Below are 15,953 nucleotides of genomic sequence, written 5' to 3'. Positions count from 1 at the left end.
TCATAGTTTTGTACCGGAATTAAAACTAGTTAAAATTTATCCTTTAGATAACGCATATGAACTTTCAACTTACAGAGGAGCACTTGGCAGTGCAAGCTGCCGCCCGTGAGTTTGCGCAAGCCGAGCTTTTGCCCGGCGTAATTGAGCGCGACGAGGAGCAGAAGTTCCCGGCAGAGCAGATCAAGAAAATGGGTGAGCTTGGCTTTTTAGGCATGATGGTGGACCCTAAGTATGGCGGAGGCGGCATGGACACGATCTCCTATGTGCTGGCGATGGAGGAAATCTCTAAGGTAGATGCCTCTGCGTCTGTGGTAATGTCGGTAAACAACTCACTGGTGTGCTGGGGCCTGGAGAAGTTCGGGAATGAGGAGCAGAAGCAGAAATACCTGCCAAAGCTGACTTCCGGCGAGATGATCGGCGCTTTCTGCCTGTCAGAGCCAGAGGCCGGTTCTGACGCCACCTCACAGCGCACCACCGCCGAAGACATGGGCGACTACTACCTGCTGAATGGTACTAAGAACTGGATCACCAATGGCAGCACCGCTTCCGTTTACCTTGTAATTGCACAAACTTACCCTGAAAAAGGGCATCGTGGCATCAATGCGCTGATCGTAGAGCGCGGAATGGAAGGATTTGTAGTTGGACCAAAAGAAAATAAATTAGGAATTCGTGGCTCAGATACCCACTCTTTAATGTTTTCTGACGTAAAAGTACCAAAAGAGAATAGGATAGGAGAGGATGGCTTCGGATTTAAGTTTGCGATGCAAACACTGGCTGGAGGACGAATCGGCATTGCCTCGCAGGCTTTAGGCATTGCTTCCGGAGCTATGGAACTGGCCTTGAAGTACTCTAAAGAACGCAAGGCCTTTGGCGTAGAGATTTCAAAACATCAGGCCATACAGTTTAAACTGGCTGATATGGCAACGAACATCGAGGCGGCGCGCCTGTTATGCCTTCAGGCCGCTTATGACAAAGATACACACAGCGATTATGGCAAATCAGGCGCAATGGCCAAGTTATTTGCCTCTAAAGTGGCTATGGAAACAACTGTGGAAGCAGTGCAAATTCACGGTGGTTACGGTTTCGTGAAAGAATACCATGTGGAGCGTTTGATGCGTGATGCGAAGATCACACAAATTTATGAAGGTACCTCCGAAATACAGAAAATAGTAATTTCGAGAGAAATGCTTAAGTAAAAAAACGCACAAAAGGCTGTTTCCATGTGATTTGAGCTATAGATAGTCTTTATCGAATTAAAATAAATTTTAATATTAGTTTTGAATTTTATAAAGATTAGTCTTAGCTTTAGGCCAAAATTAAAGGGTTTATAGTATAAAAGTTAGTTGGTAACACACATGGAAGATTACAATAAGATTATTGAGTCGCTTGGGGTGCGATTCATTAAAGCGAAAAATCTGGTGTTGCAGCAGCCGTTTACGGTGCGCAACTACTATGATGTAGGTAACAATCTGATCCTGCTGCACAAAGGCAGTATCGGTTTCGGTGATGAGGAGCATGTAGTAGAGGAAGGGGAACTTCTATTCATACCTGGTGGCCGAAGCACAAAGGTTACTTACGGACCGGCTGGCGAAGGCAAGTCTATCACCAACGATGACCTGATCACGAACAGAGAGAAGTTCTTTAGAAGCAACAACGACCTGGACCTGATCGGAGACGCGGAGGAAAGCCACAGCTACGTGAGCTTTGAGGCGAAGGTATTCGACTCGGTAAACTTCTTCGCATCGCTGGACCTGCCTGCGTTCCTGATCTCTAACAACACGAAGCTTGCCAACCTGGTGATCAAAGTGGTGGAGGAGAGCATGCAGGAACTGCCGGGCAAAGAGCGCCTGATCAATCTGTACACAGAGCAGATTGTGGTGGAGATTGTGCGCCACATCCTGAAGAACAGGATGTTTGTGGAGCAGCTGGCAACGAACAGCACCTACTTTAAAGACCCTCGCCTGATTGACCTGTTCAACTACATCAAGGAGAACCTGGGCGGCGACTTGTCTAACAAAGTGCTTTCTAACGTGGCCAATGTGTCTGAGGATTATGTAGGGCAGTACTTCAAAATGCTGACCGGCATCAACCCGCAGGACTACATTGAGTACCAGCGTATGGAGCGTGCCGTGTTCCTGCTGCGCACTACCAAGAAGAGCATCCGCGAGATCGGCAAAGAAGTTGGTTACAAAGACACCGCATACTTCTGCCGCCGCTTTAAAATGATGTTTGGTATACCTGCCGGCAAGATGCGCCGTCGCGAATCAGCGATGAACATCTAAGGCAACGTTATACGAAGCAACAAGAGAAGAGACCTCGGCCAAAAAGCCGGGGTTTTTTTCTATGTGGTTGCCAACCACCACCACGTCGGCACCGGCATTAAGTATGGCAGCGGCCTTTTGGGTAGTGTCAATGCCGCCGCCAACTATAATTGGCAACTCCACGGCTTGGCGCACGGCGGCCACCATCTCCGCAGAAACCGGCTGCATAGCGCCGCTGCCGCCATCCAGGAAAATATACTGCAGGCCCAGCAGCTCGCCGGCCATTGCCGTGCTGGCGGCAATAGCGGGTTTGTCGTAAGGTATAGGCGCAGTGCCACTCATGTAAGACGCGGTGGTTTGGCGGCCGGTGTCTATCAGCATATAACCGGTGGGGTATACTTGCAGTCCGCTGGCTTTTAGTGTAGGGGCCGAGATGACGTGCTGCCCGATCAGGAAATCCGGGTTGCGGCCCGAGATGAGGGAAAGCAGCAGGATGCCGTCAGCCTGGGTGTCGATGTGCTGGCTGCTGCTCGGGAAAAGTATAACCGGCACGCTGCTGTGCTGCTTCAGGAGGCGGATAAGGCCGGACTGGTTTTGGGAGGTAATGAGGCTGCCGCCGACAAAGAAAAAGTCCACGGCATGGGTCTCGCTCAGGGCAATGAGGTGCAGGCAGGAAGCCTCCGTCAGGTTGTCGGGGTCGAGCAGCACGGCAAAGTGCTTCCTGCCTGTGGTAAGGTTTTGTTTTGGGCGGTTTTGGTTAAATGGCATCCTTTTCCGGAACGATATACTCAGTTGTCTCTATCTCAGTAACCTCCACCACCGGCTCGGGGGCAGCAGGTTTAGCCGCAATATCGTTATTTTCAGAGACACTCTGCAGGTATTCTTCCAGCTTTTTGGCGCCGTAGGCCAGCAACAGCAATAGCAGCTGTTGCTGTATCATTTTAGCCGCCCTGGAGTTCAGGAAGCTCTCACCGGGCTTTTTTTTTACGTCGGCCGTGTGGCTGGCATGTGGCATCCGCTCCGACGACAACGTGTAATCGTCTTCTTGCTCATGCACGTAAGAGTTGTAGTCTATGAGCGGGGTAGAAGTATGCGTTGGGTAGGCAGCGGCCACAAAGGTGCCTTGCGGCGTGCCTTTGCTTTTCTTGCGCTTCTTTGCCTTTTTTTTGCCGCCCCCGGAGATCATGCGCTTCACCAGCCAGCCGGCCAGCAGCAGGCCCCCGGCAATGGCGGCTTTGCGGCCAATCTCCTGCCCCTGCGACTTGATCTGGTCAACGTCGCCCATCAGCGCGTTTTTATATTCTTCTTTCTGCCGCTCCAGAAACTCGCGCTCGTTGTCAAACAACGGGTTGTTCAGTTCGCTCATATGTGTTTTTCTCGTTTATCAGATTTATAGATGGTGTTGTCGAAAGCTTTGTCGGCCACGCCTTGAAACACTTTTTTATCCAGCCCTACCACAAGTATAGCTAAAAGTATGATGTAGAACAGGGCCACGATGCCAAAGCCCCAGAAGCTGCTGTCGAGCAGGTGGTTTAGCAGCAGGCCCAGGAAAATGCTAAGGAAAATAACGACCATAAACGCGATAAACCCCAGCAGCACGGCATGGATAGCGCTTACAAAAGTTGTCTTCAGTTTCTCCTGTATCTCCAGCCGAATAATGTCGATGCGTGTGTCTATGTACCCCATCAGGTTTTCCATCAGATGGGGGTTGCGTTCCCGGGTTCCGTTATCTTGTAGAGCCATGTTGTTTTCAAGTTTTTTTAACACTTGTTCTGTATACGAGGGTAGACTAAAAAATTTACGTAAAGTATAATTGAATAAAACTGCAGCGGTGATTTTGAGGTTAATCGTGCAGATTTAGTTAAATTTAAGACTAGGCTTTTACTATAGAGGAACACCTGCTTGAACCAAACGCATTATCAGGTATTAGGTATAAGTGCCACGGCCCCGGCCCAGGAGGTGAAGGCGGCGTACAAGCGGTTGGCCATTAAGTACCACCCAGACAAGAACCCCGGCAACCTGCTGGCCGAGGAGCTCTTTAAGCGGGTGAACGAGGCCTACCAAACGCTGTCTAACCCTAACAAGCGCGCTCTTTACGACCTTCGGCTGCAGTACCAGCGCGAGCAGCAGCACCGTGCCGTGATGCAGCACCAGCCCCGGCGGTACGAGCCCCGCCACTACACCACCCGCGAGCCCGCCGGCGTGCACGAGCGGCACTACAAGAAGCGCCAACCCAAAAGCAGCAAGTTCTCGCGCAAAGACTGGTACATAACGGCGGCCTTTGTGGGAGGGCTCCTGCTGTTCAGCCTGCTGCTAAAAACCGTGATGGACCACATTACGGGGGAAGACAAGTATAAAACAGCCATGACCTATATCGCCGACGGCAAGTACAGCAGCGCCCATCGCCTGCTAACGGATGCCATCAACTTTATACCTGATAAAGCGGCAGCGTACGAGGCGCGCGCCATGATTGAGCTGGATGTGTATGAGAACTACAACTCTGCGCTGGAGGACCTGAACAAGACCATCTCCCTGCAGGAGCGCCCCTCGGCGGAGGTATACTACATGCGCGGGCGCAGCTACCAGCAGCTGGCCAGGTACAGGCAGGCGGAGCAGGACCTGACAAGGGCCTTGCAACTGAACCCGAAGCTGTGGCAGGCTTACCTGAAGCGCGGCGAGGTGCGCCTGTTTTACCTGCGGGAGTACGCGCCTGCCATTGCCGACCTTAGCACGTTCTTGCAGCACAGCGGCGCCAGGGCAGGGCGGGTGGATGCGCTTACCTTTCGGGGGTTTGCTTACTACAAGCAGGGCCAGTGGGAGCGCTCCAAGCAGGACTACCGCCTCGGGCTGGCAAACGACAAAGAAAACGGGCGCCTGTATTACCTGCTGGCCCGCACGCAGCTGGAGCAGCAGCAGCCCGACTCGGCATGCTTTCACTTTTACAGGGCCTACGAGCTGGGCTACAGCGCCGCCCTGCTGGAGCTGCGCGCTAACTGTCAGCCTTAATTCAGCTGCAGCACCTTCTCCTTAAACGCCTCGCTGGCCCACTCCTGAGCGCCTATGTATACAGCTGCAACGTCGCCTTCTCCATCCAAAAGGTAGGTGGTGGGGTAGAGGGTAAGCGATTGGGTGGCTAGTGGCTTGGTGGCGCGGAGGTAAGTAAACGTATATGCCTTCTTCTCACGGAACTTCAGCAGCTTCCCTGCCTCCTCATCCGACACCGTAAGTATAGAGATCTTGCCTGGCATACTTTGCTGCAACGCCTCCATGGCCGGCATCTCTTTAAGGCAAGGCTTGCACCAGGTGGCCCATACGTTTACCAGCACCGGCTTTCCGCGATAGTCCTCCAGGCTTACCGGCTCTCCTTTCAGGTTAGTGAGCTCCAGCGCCTGCCAGTTTACCTGCCGCGGCACCATGCTGTTTAGCATGCTAAAGGCAAACACGGCAATAAGGGCGGCTACTGTAAAGCCCACGGCATAGGCAGCCCAAAATGTCCCTCTCCTCGTCATGGTGGCTAAAACTGTATAGGTTGGATGAACAAAAGGTAAATTAGCGAGAGCAGCAGCACCGTGCCAATGCCGGCCGACATGCCTGCAAAGATGGCGCTCCAGTATACTTTGTTCCTCATGGCGGAATAAGGTTTAGTGTGGTTCTGAGACGAAAAGTATAAAAACCGTGGCAGAAGGCATAACGCCAGTTTTATAACTGCAGGGTCGGAAACAAAGTATAGCAAGTGCCGGTTAGGGTAGGGTATAAAAGCAAAAAACCCTCACGGTTTAGCGTGAGGGTTTCGTGGTGATGAGTGGAATCGAACCACCGACACAAGGATTTTCAGTCCTTTGCTCTACCAACTGAGCTACATCACCAGCTCTTGTTGTGTCCCCTTGTTCCGAAAGGGTATGCAAAAGTAGTAACCAATTTTTAAGTAGCAAACATTACGCAGAAAAATATTTTAAAAAAGTGCGCAGGCGTACATCTTTCTCAATATCCTGCTATCTTTATCTACTAATTAGTATGTATAACGAATAATTGCCGTGATAGGAATCGAGAACATTGTCTTTTTACTGGTAGCTGCCGTTGGCATCGGCCTGTTTGTGTGGCAGATCCGCAAGATCCGCAAGAACGTTTTGATGGGCCGTGACACGGATTTGGCTGACAACCCCTCCGAGCGCCTGAACAAAATGCTGCTGGTGGCTTTTGGCCAGCAGAAAATGTTTAAGCGCCCGCTGCCCGCTGTGCTGCACCTGTTCGTGTATGTAGGCTTTCTGGTGATCAACATCGAGGTGCTGGAGATCCTGATCGACGGTATCTTTGGCACCCACCGCATTCTGGGCTTCGCAGGCATACTTTATAGCGGCCTGATGGCCGTAAATGAGATACTGGCAGCGCTGGTGATTATTGCCTGTGCCATCTTCCTGTGGCGCCGTAACGTAACGCACGTGCCGCGGCTGGCTAATGGCGTGGAGATGCGCGCCTGGCCAAAGCTGGACGCCAACCTTATCCTGATCACGGAGATCGTGCTAATGCTGGCGCTGTTCGCTTTCAATATCTCTGACCTGAAGCTGGCTGAGCTGCGCGGCACCCACATAGCCGGCGCTTTCCCGATCAGCTCTATGTTTGTAAACGCGCTGGGCAGCGACCCGGACACGCTGCACATCATTGGCCGCGTAGGCTGGTGGTTCCACATCCTGGGCATACTTGCCTTCATGAACTACCTGCCAAGCTCCAAGCACTTCCACATCATCATGGCCTTCCCGAACGTGTACTACTCCAAGCTGCTGCCAAAGGGTAAGTTCACCACCAATGCGGCCATCACCAACGAGATCAAAGCCATGCTGGACCCGAGCTACCAGCCGCCCGCCCCGGAGGTAGACGCCGAGGGCAACCCGGTGATCCAGCGCTTCGGGGCCAAAGACGTGGAAGACCTGACCTGGAAACAGCTGATGGACTCCTATACTTGTACCGAGTGCGGCCGCTGCACGTCTGTTTGTCCGGCCAATATTACGGGCAAACTGCTCTCTCCGCGCAAGATCGTGATGGACACCCGCGACCGCATGGAGGAAAAGGGCGAGCACCCGGCTATCTTCAAGCCTAACCACTACAAAGAGATGGGCGTGGAGCGTGTGGAGGTGACCGAGGAGAAAACGCTGCTGCGGGGCTACATTACGCCGGAAGAACTGTGGGCTTGTACGTCGTGCAACGCCTGTGTGGAGGCCTGCCCGGTAAACATCGACCAACTGTCCACCATCATGGACCTGCGCCGCTACCTGGTGCTGGAGGAGTCTGCCGCGCCAGCCTCGCTGAACGCCATGTTCACCAACATCGAGAACAACGGCGCACCGTGGGCCTTCCCGGCCTCCGACCGCTTTAACTGGGCCGACGAGCTGTATGTGCCTTCTAAAAATTAATTGTTGATTGCTTATTGTTAATTGCTTTATAGTTGCGCGTTGACCAGAGGATTTGTGGAAGTATAGCAATCATCGATCAACAACCAACAATCAAATAATCAGATGGAAGAGAATAAAAGATTAGTGAAAGTGCCCACTATGGCACAGATGGCTGCCAATGGCGAGGAACCTGAAATCCTGTTTTGGGTAGGCTGTGCCGGCGCTTTCGACGACCGCTATAAAAGAGTAACCCGCGCTTTTGTGCAGATACTGGAGCACGTGGGCGTGAAGTATGCCGTGCTGGGCACCGAGGAGAGCTGCACCGGCGACCCGGCCAAGCGTGCCGGCAACGAGTTCCTGTTCCAGATGCAGGCGCTGACCAACATTGAGGTGCTGAATGCTTACAACGTGAAGAAGATCGTGACGGCCTGCCCACACTGCTTCAATACCATCAAAAACGAGTACCCTGACCTGGGCGGCAACTATGAGGTGATCCACCACTCCACGTTCCTGCAGCAGCTGATAAACGAGGGCAAGGTGCATGTAAAAGGCGGAGAGGCGTTCAAAGGCAAGCGCATTACCTATCACGATTCCTGCTACCTGGGCCGCGCCAACGATATTTACGAAGCGCCCCGCGACGTGCTGGCTGCCCTGGATGCCGACCTGGTGGAGATGAAGCGCAGCCGCGCCAATGGCCTGTGCTGCGGTGCCGGCGGTGCCCAAATGTTTAAAGAGCCGGAGCCAGGCAAAAAAGACGTCAACATCGAAAGAACAGAAGAGGCCCTGGCCACGCTGGGAGACGGCAACGGCGTGATCGCCACAGCCTGCCCGTTTTGTATGGTGATGATGAATGACGGCGTAAAGAACAAGGAGCAGGAGGAAAGCGTAAAAGTGTTCGATATCGCCGAGCTGATTGCCCAGGCCGAAGGGCTTTCGAAGTAATTGTTGATTGCTGATTGTTAATTGCTGTGGAGTCTATACTTCATGGAGCAATTAATGAGCAACAATCAACAACTAACAATCCAACAATTAAAATTATGTATATTCCGTTTGATCAACTGCCCCCGCAGGCGCGTATTTGGGTTTACCAGGCTAGCAGGCCGCTTACCGAAGCGGAGCAGGCTGAAGTAAGCCCGGTGCTGGAGCGTTTTGCTACGGAGTGGAGCAGCCACGGCAAAGGCTTGCAGTCCTCAGCAACGTTGCTGCACGGGCGCTTTCTGGTGCTGGCCAACAACGAGGACGCCACTGCCGCCAGCGGTTGCTCTATTGATGCCTCGGTAAGGTTTGTGCGGGAGCTGGAGCAGCGCCTCGGGCTGTCGTTTATGGACCGCACGCAGCTGGCTTTCCAGAGAGAGGGGGAGGTAGAGCTGGTAAGTATGCCAGAGCTGAAGAGCAAAGTGGCCGCCGGCGACATAGACAAGAATACTTTATACTTTGATACGCTTATAACCACGTACGGGGATCTGCAGCAGGCATGGCCACGGCCGGCCGGCAACAGCTGGCTCTCCCGCTATTTCTGAACCTGAACAGGCTAACCTTAACCATACTTGCTCATGCATACCATGCTCCCCACAAAGTCCCTGGCAAAACAACTGCAACAGCTTGGCTTTCTGTTTCTGCTATTGCTGATGCTCAGCGGCTGCGGCGCCAGCCATTACCTGAGCAAAGGCGATAAGCGATTTGGCCAGGAAGAGTATGAGCGGGCCCTTGAGTACTACAAGCAGGCACTCGGAAAAGCCGCCAATGCCGGAGAGGTAAACTACAAAATAGCCGAGGCTTATCGTCTTTCTAACCGACTGGCCGAGGCGGAGCCATACTATAAAGCCGCGCTGGATGCCAATTATCGCAAAGAAGACGCTTACTACTACTATCCGCTGGCCCTGAAGGCAAACGGCAAGTATGAGGAGGCTCTGCACCGGATGGGGCAGTATGCGCAGGTGGCTACCAGCCCGCAGCTGAAATCGATGGCGGTGCGGGAACTGGAGAACCTGCAGCAGCTGGATGAGCTGATGGACCTGGGCGGCCGCTACAAAGTAGAGAACGCAGAGGCGCTGAACACGGATGCCTCCGAGTTTGCCCCTTATGTGCTGGGCAACGAGCTGATCTTCTCCTCTACGCGCGGGCCGGGCAAAGAATACCTGGGCAACGGCGAAGGCTTCCTCGACATCTACTATACCACCCTAACCGACTCTGCTGCAGAGATGGGCGGCGCCGTGCACAAGTATGAGAACATCAACGACGAAGAGCTGCACGAGGCTTTTGCCACCTTTACCAACGACGGCGCCACCATGGTGTTTGCCCGCGGCAACGAGGGCACCAAAAAGGGCCGCCGCAACGTGGACCTGTTTGTGTCGCAGCGCCGGGCCAACGGCTGGACTGAGCCGAAGCTGCTAAGTATAAACGACCGCGAGGCTTGGGACTCGTCGCCTGCCTTTACGCCGGATGGCAAAACCTTATACTTCTCCTCCAGCCGCAAAGGTGGCCTGGGAGGCACAGACATCTATAAGTCTACGCTGGATGATAACGGCCGCTTTACGGCACCGGAGAACCTGGGGCCGGGCATCAACACAGCCGGTAACGAGAGCTTCGTGTCCGTAGGGCCGGACGGCACAGTGTACATTGCCTCTGATGGCTTGCCCGGCCTGGGCAACCTCGACCTGTTCCGCATTGAGAACGGTAAGCCAGTGAACCTGGGCCGGCCGGTAAACTCTCCGGGCGATGATTTCGGGATGTACTTCGTGAATGAGCAGTTCGGGTTTTTCTCGTCGAACCGTGAGGGCGGCAAAGGCGGTGACGACCTGTATAGCTTTGTAAGGACCGACCGAAAACTGGTGAAGTTCTTTGTAGATGGTACTTTATACCAGCTGCGCGAAGGAGCCCGTCAGCGCACGCCGGTGCCCAACAATACCGTGGCCCTGCGGGATGAGGCTGGCAAACAGGTAGCTATGGCCAGTACCGATGCCGATGGCAAGTTCTCCTTCCCCCTCGACTCAGCCTCTACTTACTCCTTGATTGCGGAGAAGCCGGGCTTCTTTACGGCTCGCATGCGCATCAGCACAAAAGGTAAAATGCCGCCACAGAGCGAACTGAAAGACCCGGTAAACGAGGTGCGCCTAACGGCAAACCTGGTGCTGAACGAGATCGTGAAAGAGAAGGCGATTGTGCTGGAGAACATTTTCTACGACTTTGACAAAGCCGATATTCGTCCGGATGCAGCCGTGGAGCTGGACAAACTGGTGCAGATACTGCAGGACAACCCTGGCATCTCCATTGAGCTCAGCTCCCACACCGATGCCCGCGGCTCGGATGTCTATAACGAGGACCTGTCGCAGCGCCGTGCCGAGTCTGCCGTGGAGTACATCATCTCCAAAGGCATCGATCGCTCGCGCATCACGGCCAAAGGTTACGGCGAGAGTCGGCCGGTGGTGAAAAATGCCAAAACTGAGGCAGAGCACCAGCGCAACCGCCGCACCGAATTTAAAGTGGTACGTATACAGGAGTAATCAGTGTAGCGCTACAAGGGCAAGGGCCGCATAAGTTTATACTTGTGCGGCCCTTGGTTTGTCTGGATCAGGGTTTGCAGGAGTGTGGATGTGCGGGATGTTTACCCAATCGCCCCTAAGTACAGGGGAGGGAGTTTTGCTGACGATTAACCCACCCCTGGCCCATCCGAGGAGGGGAATTTACTCCAGCCCTCACCAACCACCCCTAACCCCTCCTTGGCTAAGGAGGGGAATTGTACTTGCTGCTTTCTCTGTCATCTCGAGTACTCTTGAGGCGAGAGCCGAAAAGAGCCAGCGTAGCTGTGAGAGTTGTATCGGGAACTCTGAAGAGATCTCTCCCGAAGGTCGAGATGACAAAACGGTAGCTATCGAACCTGATCCCAATCTTTCCGTTGAGCGCCTTGTGAGATTCCGGTGCCCTGTAAGGGCATTGCGACGTCAGGAGCAAAGGAAGGGAACACAGCGCGATGCGGGAAGATGAGGCCTCCCGGCCTCGGAGGGCACCAAAGTAGGAGATGCAACTTTAGGTTCGTAAAACTGAGGATGAACGGCAGCTAGAGAAGATAGCTTGGCTCCAGTTGCAGGAAGCGGCGGCAAGGCACCCCCAAAACCTTCGGGGCGCCAGGGAGCTATAGAAAAGGAGACAGCTCTTGCATAACCTTTGCAACCCGCTAGTTTAAAGTATAATAAATGGCCGCTGCTGTCGCGAATGCCGTTCTGTTTGTTAAATTTGTAGGCAAATCATCCTGAAACTATGGAAAACAGATATTTGCGTCGCGGCGTATCCGCCTCTAAGGAGGATGTGCACAACGCCATCAAAAACATCGACAAAGGACTATTCCCGAAAGCTTTCTGCAAGATCATCCCCGATATTCTGACGGGAGACGAAGACTACTGCGCCATTATGCACGCCGACGGGGCCGGCACCAAATCCTCGTTGGCGTACATGTACTGGAAAGAGACCGGCGACCTGAGCGTGTGGAAAGGCATTGCCCAGGATGCCGTGGTGATGAACACCGACGACCTGCTATGCGTGGGCGCTACCGATAGAATCCTGCTTTCCTCTACCATTGGCCGCAACAAGAACCTGATCCCGGGCGAGGTGATTGCCGCTATCATCAACGGCACCGAGGAGGTGCTGCAGATGCTGCGCGACAACGGCGTGGGCATTTACAGCACCGGCGGCGAGACAGCCGACGTGGGCGACCTGGTGCGCACCATCATCGTGGACAGCACCGTAACCGCCCGCATGCGCCGCGACGAGGTGATTTCGAACCACACCATACAGCCCGGCGACGTGATCGTAGGTTTTGCCTCTTACGGGCAAGCCACTTACGAGACAGAGTATAACGGCGGCATGGGCAGCAACGGCCTCACCTCGGCCCGCCACGACGTGTTCCATAAATACCTGGCTGCCTCTTACCCCGAGAGCTACGATCCAGAATTGCCGATAGACCTGGTGTACTCCGGTAACCTGCGCCTGACAGATGTAGACCCTGAGACAGGTGTGGAGATAGGCAAACTGGTGCTCTCGCCAACGCGTACCTATGCGCCCATCGTGATGGCGATTCTGAAGCAGCACCGCCCGCACATCCACGGCATGGTGCACTGCAGCGGAGGCGCCCAGACCAAAGTGCTGCACTTTACCGAGAAAGTGCATATTATTAAAGACAACCTGCTGCCGGTGCCGCCGCTGTTCCGCATTATACAGGAGCAGAGCCACACCGACTGGAAAGAGATGTACAAAGTCTTTAACATGGGCCACCGCCTGGAAATTTACCTGCCGGAGGAGCATGCGCAGAGCCTGATCGACATCTCGAAGAGCTTTGGTGTGGAGGCTCAGATCATTGGCCGCGTAGAAGAGAGCAAAACTAATGAGCTCACCATCCGCAGCCCGTACGGTGAGTTCTACTACGAAGGCTAAAGCAAACTTCATTTATACTTCTGAAGCGCCACAGGTACAGCACCTGTGGCGCTTCTGTTTTTTGGGGCTGATGTTGCCAAGAGGCTGAGGCAATTGCCTTGTACTTATACTTCAATATAGATATATTTATAGAGCTAAGTATTTGCGTTCCTATAAACATACCTCAAATGAAAACACTCTTTTTATCACTTATGCTGCTTACCTCGTTTGCGGCTAAGGCCCAGCTAGTGGTCTATAAAGACACCGCAAGAGCCAAACAGCTTTACATAGGCGCTAATGCTCTTGTTATAGGATATGACTTAAAATACAGCCAGCAGCCAAAGGGTGGAAATATTCAGCCTTACGCCTCTATGTATATGGGCTATAAGCTTAATAAAAGGGTAAGGTTGCAAACTGGAATATGGTATGGTACCGACAATCAGGATTGGAGTTATACTTATGTAGAGTCTGAAGACAATCTTATCCATTATAATGAAACATCTAAAACGCGAGGCGTGGGGGTGCCGATTACAATGGAGTATATGTTATTCTACCCTCTAAAGCGGCTACAGTTCTATGGTACAGGGATGTTTACGCCGATGTATAGCACTACGCAAGCAGCAAAGACAGAACAAGAAGGTGGGATAGAAACGGTAATCTATAACGAGAAAACCTCTGGTTTGAATGCCTACTTAACAGGTGGTTTTGGGCTTGGCTACAACATAAATAGTCGTCTGGACGCTTACTTCAACTACTACATGATCAGCCGGAGCTTTAGGCGGAAGTTAGCTCCAAGAGACGAGTATCCATACCCTGGCTCTTTAGCCATCGGCCTCAACTACAACCTTAACCTGAAGCGGGAGAAGTAAAACTGCGATTAATAACCAAACTGGCACAATAATTGGCTAAGAGCAAGTATAAGCAAAAACCTATACTTGCCATGAGAAAGCTTCTACTACCGTTCCTGTTTGTGCTGCTGGCGCTGCCGGTTTGGGCACAAAGCTCCATCCTTACTTTCACTGCCGAGCGCGGCGAGCTATTTCAGGTTGAAATAGACGGACGTTTGGCGAACCGGGCAGCTACCAACTATGTGCGCCTGAACCACGTGCGTCCGGGCGAGCATTATGTGGAGTTGCGCGTGCGCAGCCGGCACGGCATGTACAAAATGGGGCAGAGGGTGTTTGTGCCGCACGGGGTAGAGGCAAACTATGGCGTGCGCACGTTGGGCAGGAGCGGCAAAGCCTATCTTAAACTCCTGAGCGAGATCCCGTTGGCACCTGTTGTAGTGCCTAGACCGCCGCTGCCCCCTTACCCGGACCACCACCGCCACGACGACCACTGCGGCCACGACCGTTATGACGATCGATACGATGACCGCTATCGCGACGATTACTACGGCAACTGCCGCAACCTGCTTTCGGGGCGTGAGTTGGACCGCGCCATAGAGGCTATTCGCCGCCGAGACTTCGAGAGTTCCAAACTAAGCATAGCCCGCGAGGCGCTGCGTGGCAACAGTATCATGGCCGACGATCTGAAGCGCCTGCTGCGGCAGTTCGACCACGAAAGCACCCGCGTAGAGTTCGCCAAATACGCCTACGACAACCTCTGCGACCGCGAGCACTTCTACTACATCTTCGACCTGTTCCGGTTCGATAGCAGCGTGCGAGAGCTGGAGGAATACGCCAGGCGGAGAAGATAAAGTGAGTTTAGAAACGAGAAAGGAAAAAGTTTAAGGTTTAGTGTGATATAAAGTGAGCGCAGCACGGAGGATACCTGTGCTGCGCTTTTTTTATCTGATAGTAGAGAGCTCGGTAGTGCAGGATCCAATGGCCCCTGCGCCTCCTGGGTTAAGGAGGGGAGTTTACCCCTCCCCAGCCCTCCCCTAAGAACAGGGGAGGGAGTTTTTGAGAACGATTGTCATCCCCCTGCCCCCTTTGAAGGGGACTTGGTTCAAGTTGCATAGCTTTGGCTAAAGCAGGAGAAGACACCCCGAAAGCCTTCGGGGCGCCATGGAAAGTATAAAGTATAGCACAAGTATAAACACAAGCGGCAGGCCAAAACTGCTCCTGAACTTACAGCTTGTGCCACAGAGGCAGCAGATAAGTATAGCTGAAAACGTCGCCTCCAGCCACAAAAAAAGGCGGGTGCCGCCGAAGCAACACCCGCCTTATCTGTTTTGTACTTTGCGGCTTACTATCGCAGCCTGTCCACCGACCTTACCAGGTCCTCGTCGCGTTTGATGAAGCGGTTGGCCAGGGAATTGAGCACCAGCGCCAGTAATGGCATGTAAAAGCCAGCCTCGTACGTGCCTTTGCCCTCCACCTGGATCAGGTCGTTGCCCACAAAATAGGCATAGTAGAGCATCGCGCCCAGCGTTGCCATAATCAGCAACGTGTTCAGCAGGCCGAGCTTCATCTGGTTTAGGCGGCTCTTGTACTGGAAAATCTCATACACGGCAAGTACGGCGGCGGCAATGGCCAGCATGCCAATGGCAATGGTGCCCTGCTGTGCAATGGTGCCAACCTTGCCCGGCTCGCCTGCCTCTGTCAGGAAATAAGATTTGAGGTTCCAGGCCGACAGCACCAGCGTTTCGCCAGTGGCAGGGTCTGTTTTAGACCAAAGCGGCAGAAACAGCATGGAGATCAGGGCAATGGCCATAAGCGCCAGAAACACAGTTTGGATTCGTTGTATCATAAGATGGTATAATTATCTGCTTAAGAACCGCAAAATTAGCCAAACCCCTGTAAAAACTAAAATTAAGATTGTGGCGAAGGGATATTTATGAGAAAGGCGGCATGCCAGCCAAGAACGCTCGTGCGGAAAAGTATGATTAGACCTGCCTTTGCCCTGTAAAGCAGGTGCGGTTGCACCTTTTGTCCTGTGTCTTTTGTTCCAAAAT

15 protein-coding genes and 1 tRNA gene are annotated in these 15,953 nt (G+C 53.2%); 10 read left to right on the top strand and 6 right to left on the bottom strand.

Annotated features, from left to right (window positions below; genetic code table 11):
- Positions 1 to 56 precede the first annotated feature (56 nt).
- Both FJM65_RS17040 and FJM65_RS17035 read left to right on the top strand, forming a co-directional pair.
- Positions 57 to 1,196, top strand: coding sequence for an acyl-CoA dehydrogenase (locus FJM65_RS17040; RefSeq protein WP_140622874.1), 1,140 nt, complete (start codon positions 57 to 59; stop codon positions 1,194 to 1,196).
- Between the two features lie 159 nt (positions 1,197 to 1,355).
- The gene (locus FJM65_RS17035; RefSeq protein ID WP_140622872.1) at positions 1,356 to 2,282 is read left to right on the top strand and encodes an AraC family transcriptional regulator; all 927 of its coding nucleotides are present in this window, start codon (positions 1,356 to 1,358) and stop codon (positions 2,280 to 2,282) included.
- Here FJM65_RS17035 and FJM65_RS17030 read toward each other — a convergent pair.
- From FJM65_RS17030 to FJM65_RS17020, 3 genes are read right to left on the bottom strand one after another with little or no spacing between them, the layout of a single operon-like run.
- Positions 2,265 to 3,029, bottom strand: a complete 765-nt coding sequence (locus FJM65_RS17030; protein WP_140622870.1) for a geranylgeranylglyceryl/heptaprenylglyceryl phosphate synthase — start codon at positions 3,027 to 3,029, stop codon at positions 2,265 to 2,267. The genes FJM65_RS17035 and FJM65_RS17030 overlap by 18 nt on opposite strands.
- Positions 3,019 to 3,627 carry a hypothetical protein gene (locus FJM65_RS17025; RefSeq protein WP_140622868.1) on the bottom strand — a complete coding sequence of 203 codons (609 nt, stop codon included), beginning with the start codon at positions 3,625 to 3,627 and terminating at the stop codon, positions 3,019 to 3,021. The genes FJM65_RS17030 and FJM65_RS17025 overlap by 11 nt, the downstream gene beginning before the upstream one ends.
- Positions 3,624 to 4,004: a phage holin family protein gene (locus FJM65_RS17020; RefSeq protein WP_140622865.1), complete on the bottom strand. Its 381-nt coding sequence runs from the start codon at positions 4,002 to 4,004 to the stop codon at positions 3,624 to 3,626. The genes FJM65_RS17025 and FJM65_RS17020 overlap by 4 nt, the downstream gene beginning before the upstream one ends.
- Before the next feature lie 159 nt (positions 4,005 to 4,163).
- Between FJM65_RS17020 and FJM65_RS17015 the strand changes: the two genes are divergently transcribed.
- Complete coding sequence (locus FJM65_RS17015) at positions 4,164 to 5,267, top strand: tetratricopeptide repeat protein (RefSeq protein ID WP_140622863.1); 1,104 nt, start codon at positions 4,164 to 4,166, stop codon at positions 5,265 to 5,267.
- Here FJM65_RS17015 and FJM65_RS17010 read toward each other — a convergent pair.
- Positions 5,264 to 5,770 (bottom strand): TlpA family protein disulfide reductase, encoded by a 507-nt coding sequence (locus tag FJM65_RS17010; RefSeq protein WP_140622861.1) that lies wholly within the window; start codon positions 5,768 to 5,770, stop codon positions 5,264 to 5,266. The genes FJM65_RS17015 and FJM65_RS17010 overlap by 4 nt on opposite strands.
- A 284-nt stretch (positions 5,771 to 6,054) precedes the next feature.
- A tRNA-Phe gene (locus tag FJM65_RS17005) sits at positions 6,055 to 6,127 on the bottom strand.
- 168 nt (positions 6,128 to 6,295) lie between these two features.
- On the opposite strand from FJM65_RS17005, the gene FJM65_RS17000 reads away from it, so the two are divergent.
- The 7 genes from FJM65_RS17000 to FJM65_RS16970 all read left to right on the top strand — a co-directional run bounded on the left by FJM65_RS17000 (position 6,296) and on the right by FJM65_RS16970 (position 14,753).
- On the top strand, positions 6,296 to 7,669 hold the full coding sequence (locus tag FJM65_RS17000) for a (Fe-S)-binding protein (protein WP_140622859.1): 1,374 nt from the start codon (positions 6,296 to 6,298) through the stop codon (positions 7,667 to 7,669).
- A 102-nt stretch (positions 7,670 to 7,771) separates the two neighbouring features.
- A complete protein-coding gene (locus FJM65_RS16995) occupies positions 7,772 to 8,590 on the top strand; it encodes a (Fe-S)-binding protein (RefSeq protein ID WP_239022998.1) in 819 nt (272 codons plus the stop codon).
- Positions 8,591 to 8,685: 95 nt separating this feature from the next.
- Positions 8,686 to 9,168, top strand: a complete 483-nt coding sequence (locus FJM65_RS16990; RefSeq protein ID WP_140622857.1) for a hypothetical protein — start codon at positions 8,686 to 8,688, stop codon at positions 9,166 to 9,168.
- A 42-nt stretch (positions 9,169 to 9,210) separates the two neighbouring features.
- On the top strand, positions 9,211 to 11,151 hold the full coding sequence (locus FJM65_RS16985) for an OmpA family protein (protein ID WP_239022997.1): 1,941 nt from the start codon (positions 9,211 to 9,213) through the stop codon (positions 11,149 to 11,151).
- Between the two features lie 754 nt (positions 11,152 to 11,905).
- On the top strand, positions 11,906 to 13,075 hold the full coding sequence (locus FJM65_RS16980) for an AIR synthase related protein (protein ID WP_140622852.1): 1,170 nt from the start codon (positions 11,906 to 11,908) through the stop codon (positions 13,073 to 13,075).
- Between the two features lie 167 nt (positions 13,076 to 13,242).
- A complete protein-coding gene (locus FJM65_RS16975) occupies positions 13,243 to 13,923 on the top strand; it encodes a hypothetical protein (RefSeq protein ID WP_140622850.1) in 681 nt (226 codons plus the stop codon).
- A 71-nt stretch (positions 13,924 to 13,994) separates the two neighbouring features.
- On the top strand, positions 13,995 to 14,753 hold the full coding sequence (locus tag FJM65_RS16970) for a DUF4476 domain-containing protein (RefSeq protein WP_140622848.1): 759 nt from the start codon (positions 13,995 to 13,997) through the stop codon (positions 14,751 to 14,753).
- A gap of 494 nt (positions 14,754 to 15,247) precedes the next feature.
- Here FJM65_RS16970 and FJM65_RS16965 read toward each other — a convergent pair whose 3' ends face one another.
- Complete coding sequence (locus FJM65_RS16965; RefSeq protein ID WP_140622846.1) at positions 15,248 to 15,748, bottom strand: DUF4293 domain-containing protein; 501 nt, start codon at positions 15,746 to 15,748, stop codon at positions 15,248 to 15,250.
- Positions 15,749 to 15,953 lie beyond the last annotated feature (205 nt).

It is taken from the genome of Pontibacter mangrovi, assembly GCF_006385705.1.
GTDB classification, from domain to species: Bacteria; Bacteroidota; Bacteroidia; order Cytophagales; family Hymenobacteraceae; genus Pontibacter; species Pontibacter mangrovi.
This window is presented reverse-complemented; position numbering and strand designations above follow the sequence as displayed.

What these genes read in the sequence shown, in the direction of transcription:
- FJM65_RS16990 (WP_140622857.1), top strand. Translation starts at nt 8,686, where the DNA reads ATGTATATTCCGTTTGATCAACTGCCCCCGCAGGCGCGTATTTGGGTT.
- FJM65_RS17010 (WP_140622861.1), bottom strand. Translation starts at nt 5,770, where the DNA reads ATGACGAGGAGAGGGACATTTTGGGCTGCCTATGCCGTGGGCTTTACA.
- FJM65_RS17030 (WP_140622870.1), bottom strand. Translation starts at nt 3,029, where the DNA reads ATGCCATTTAACCAAAACCGCCCAAAACAAAACCTTACCACAGGCAGG.
- FJM65_RS17025 (WP_140622868.1), bottom strand. Translation starts at nt 3,627, where the DNA reads ATGAGCGAACTGAACAACCCGTTGTTTGACAACGAGCGCGAGTTTCTG.
- FJM65_RS16995 (WP_239022998.1), top strand. Translation starts at nt 7,772, where the DNA reads ATGGAAGAGAATAAAAGATTAGTGAAAGTGCCCACTATGGCACAGATG.
- FJM65_RS16980 (WP_140622852.1), top strand. Translation starts at nt 11,906, where the DNA reads ATGGAAAACAGATATTTGCGTCGCGGCGTATCCGCCTCTAAGGAGGAT.
- FJM65_RS16965 (WP_140622846.1), bottom strand. Translation starts at nt 15,748, where the DNA reads ATGATACAACGAATCCAAACTGTGTTTCTGGCGCTTATGGCCATTGCC.
- FJM65_RS16975 (WP_140622850.1), top strand. Translation starts at nt 13,243, where the DNA reads ATGAAAACACTCTTTTTATCACTTATGCTGCTTACCTCGTTTGCGGCT.
- FJM65_RS16970 (WP_140622848.1), top strand. Translation starts at nt 13,995, where the DNA reads ATGAGAAAGCTTCTACTACCGTTCCTGTTTGTGCTGCTGGCGCTGCCG.
- FJM65_RS16985 (WP_239022997.1), top strand. Translation starts at nt 9,211, where the DNA reads ATGCTCCCCACAAAGTCCCTGGCAAAACAACTGCAACAGCTTGGCTTT.
- FJM65_RS17040 (WP_140622874.1), top strand. Translation starts at nt 57, where the DNA reads ATGAACTTTCAACTTACAGAGGAGCACTTGGCAGTGCAAGCTGCCGCC.
- FJM65_RS17035 (WP_140622872.1), top strand. Translation starts at nt 1,356, where the DNA reads ATGGAAGATTACAATAAGATTATTGAGTCGCTTGGGGTGCGATTCATT.
- FJM65_RS17020 (WP_140622865.1), bottom strand. Translation starts at nt 4,004, where the DNA reads ATGGCTCTACAAGATAACGGAACCCGGGAACGCAACCCCCATCTGATG.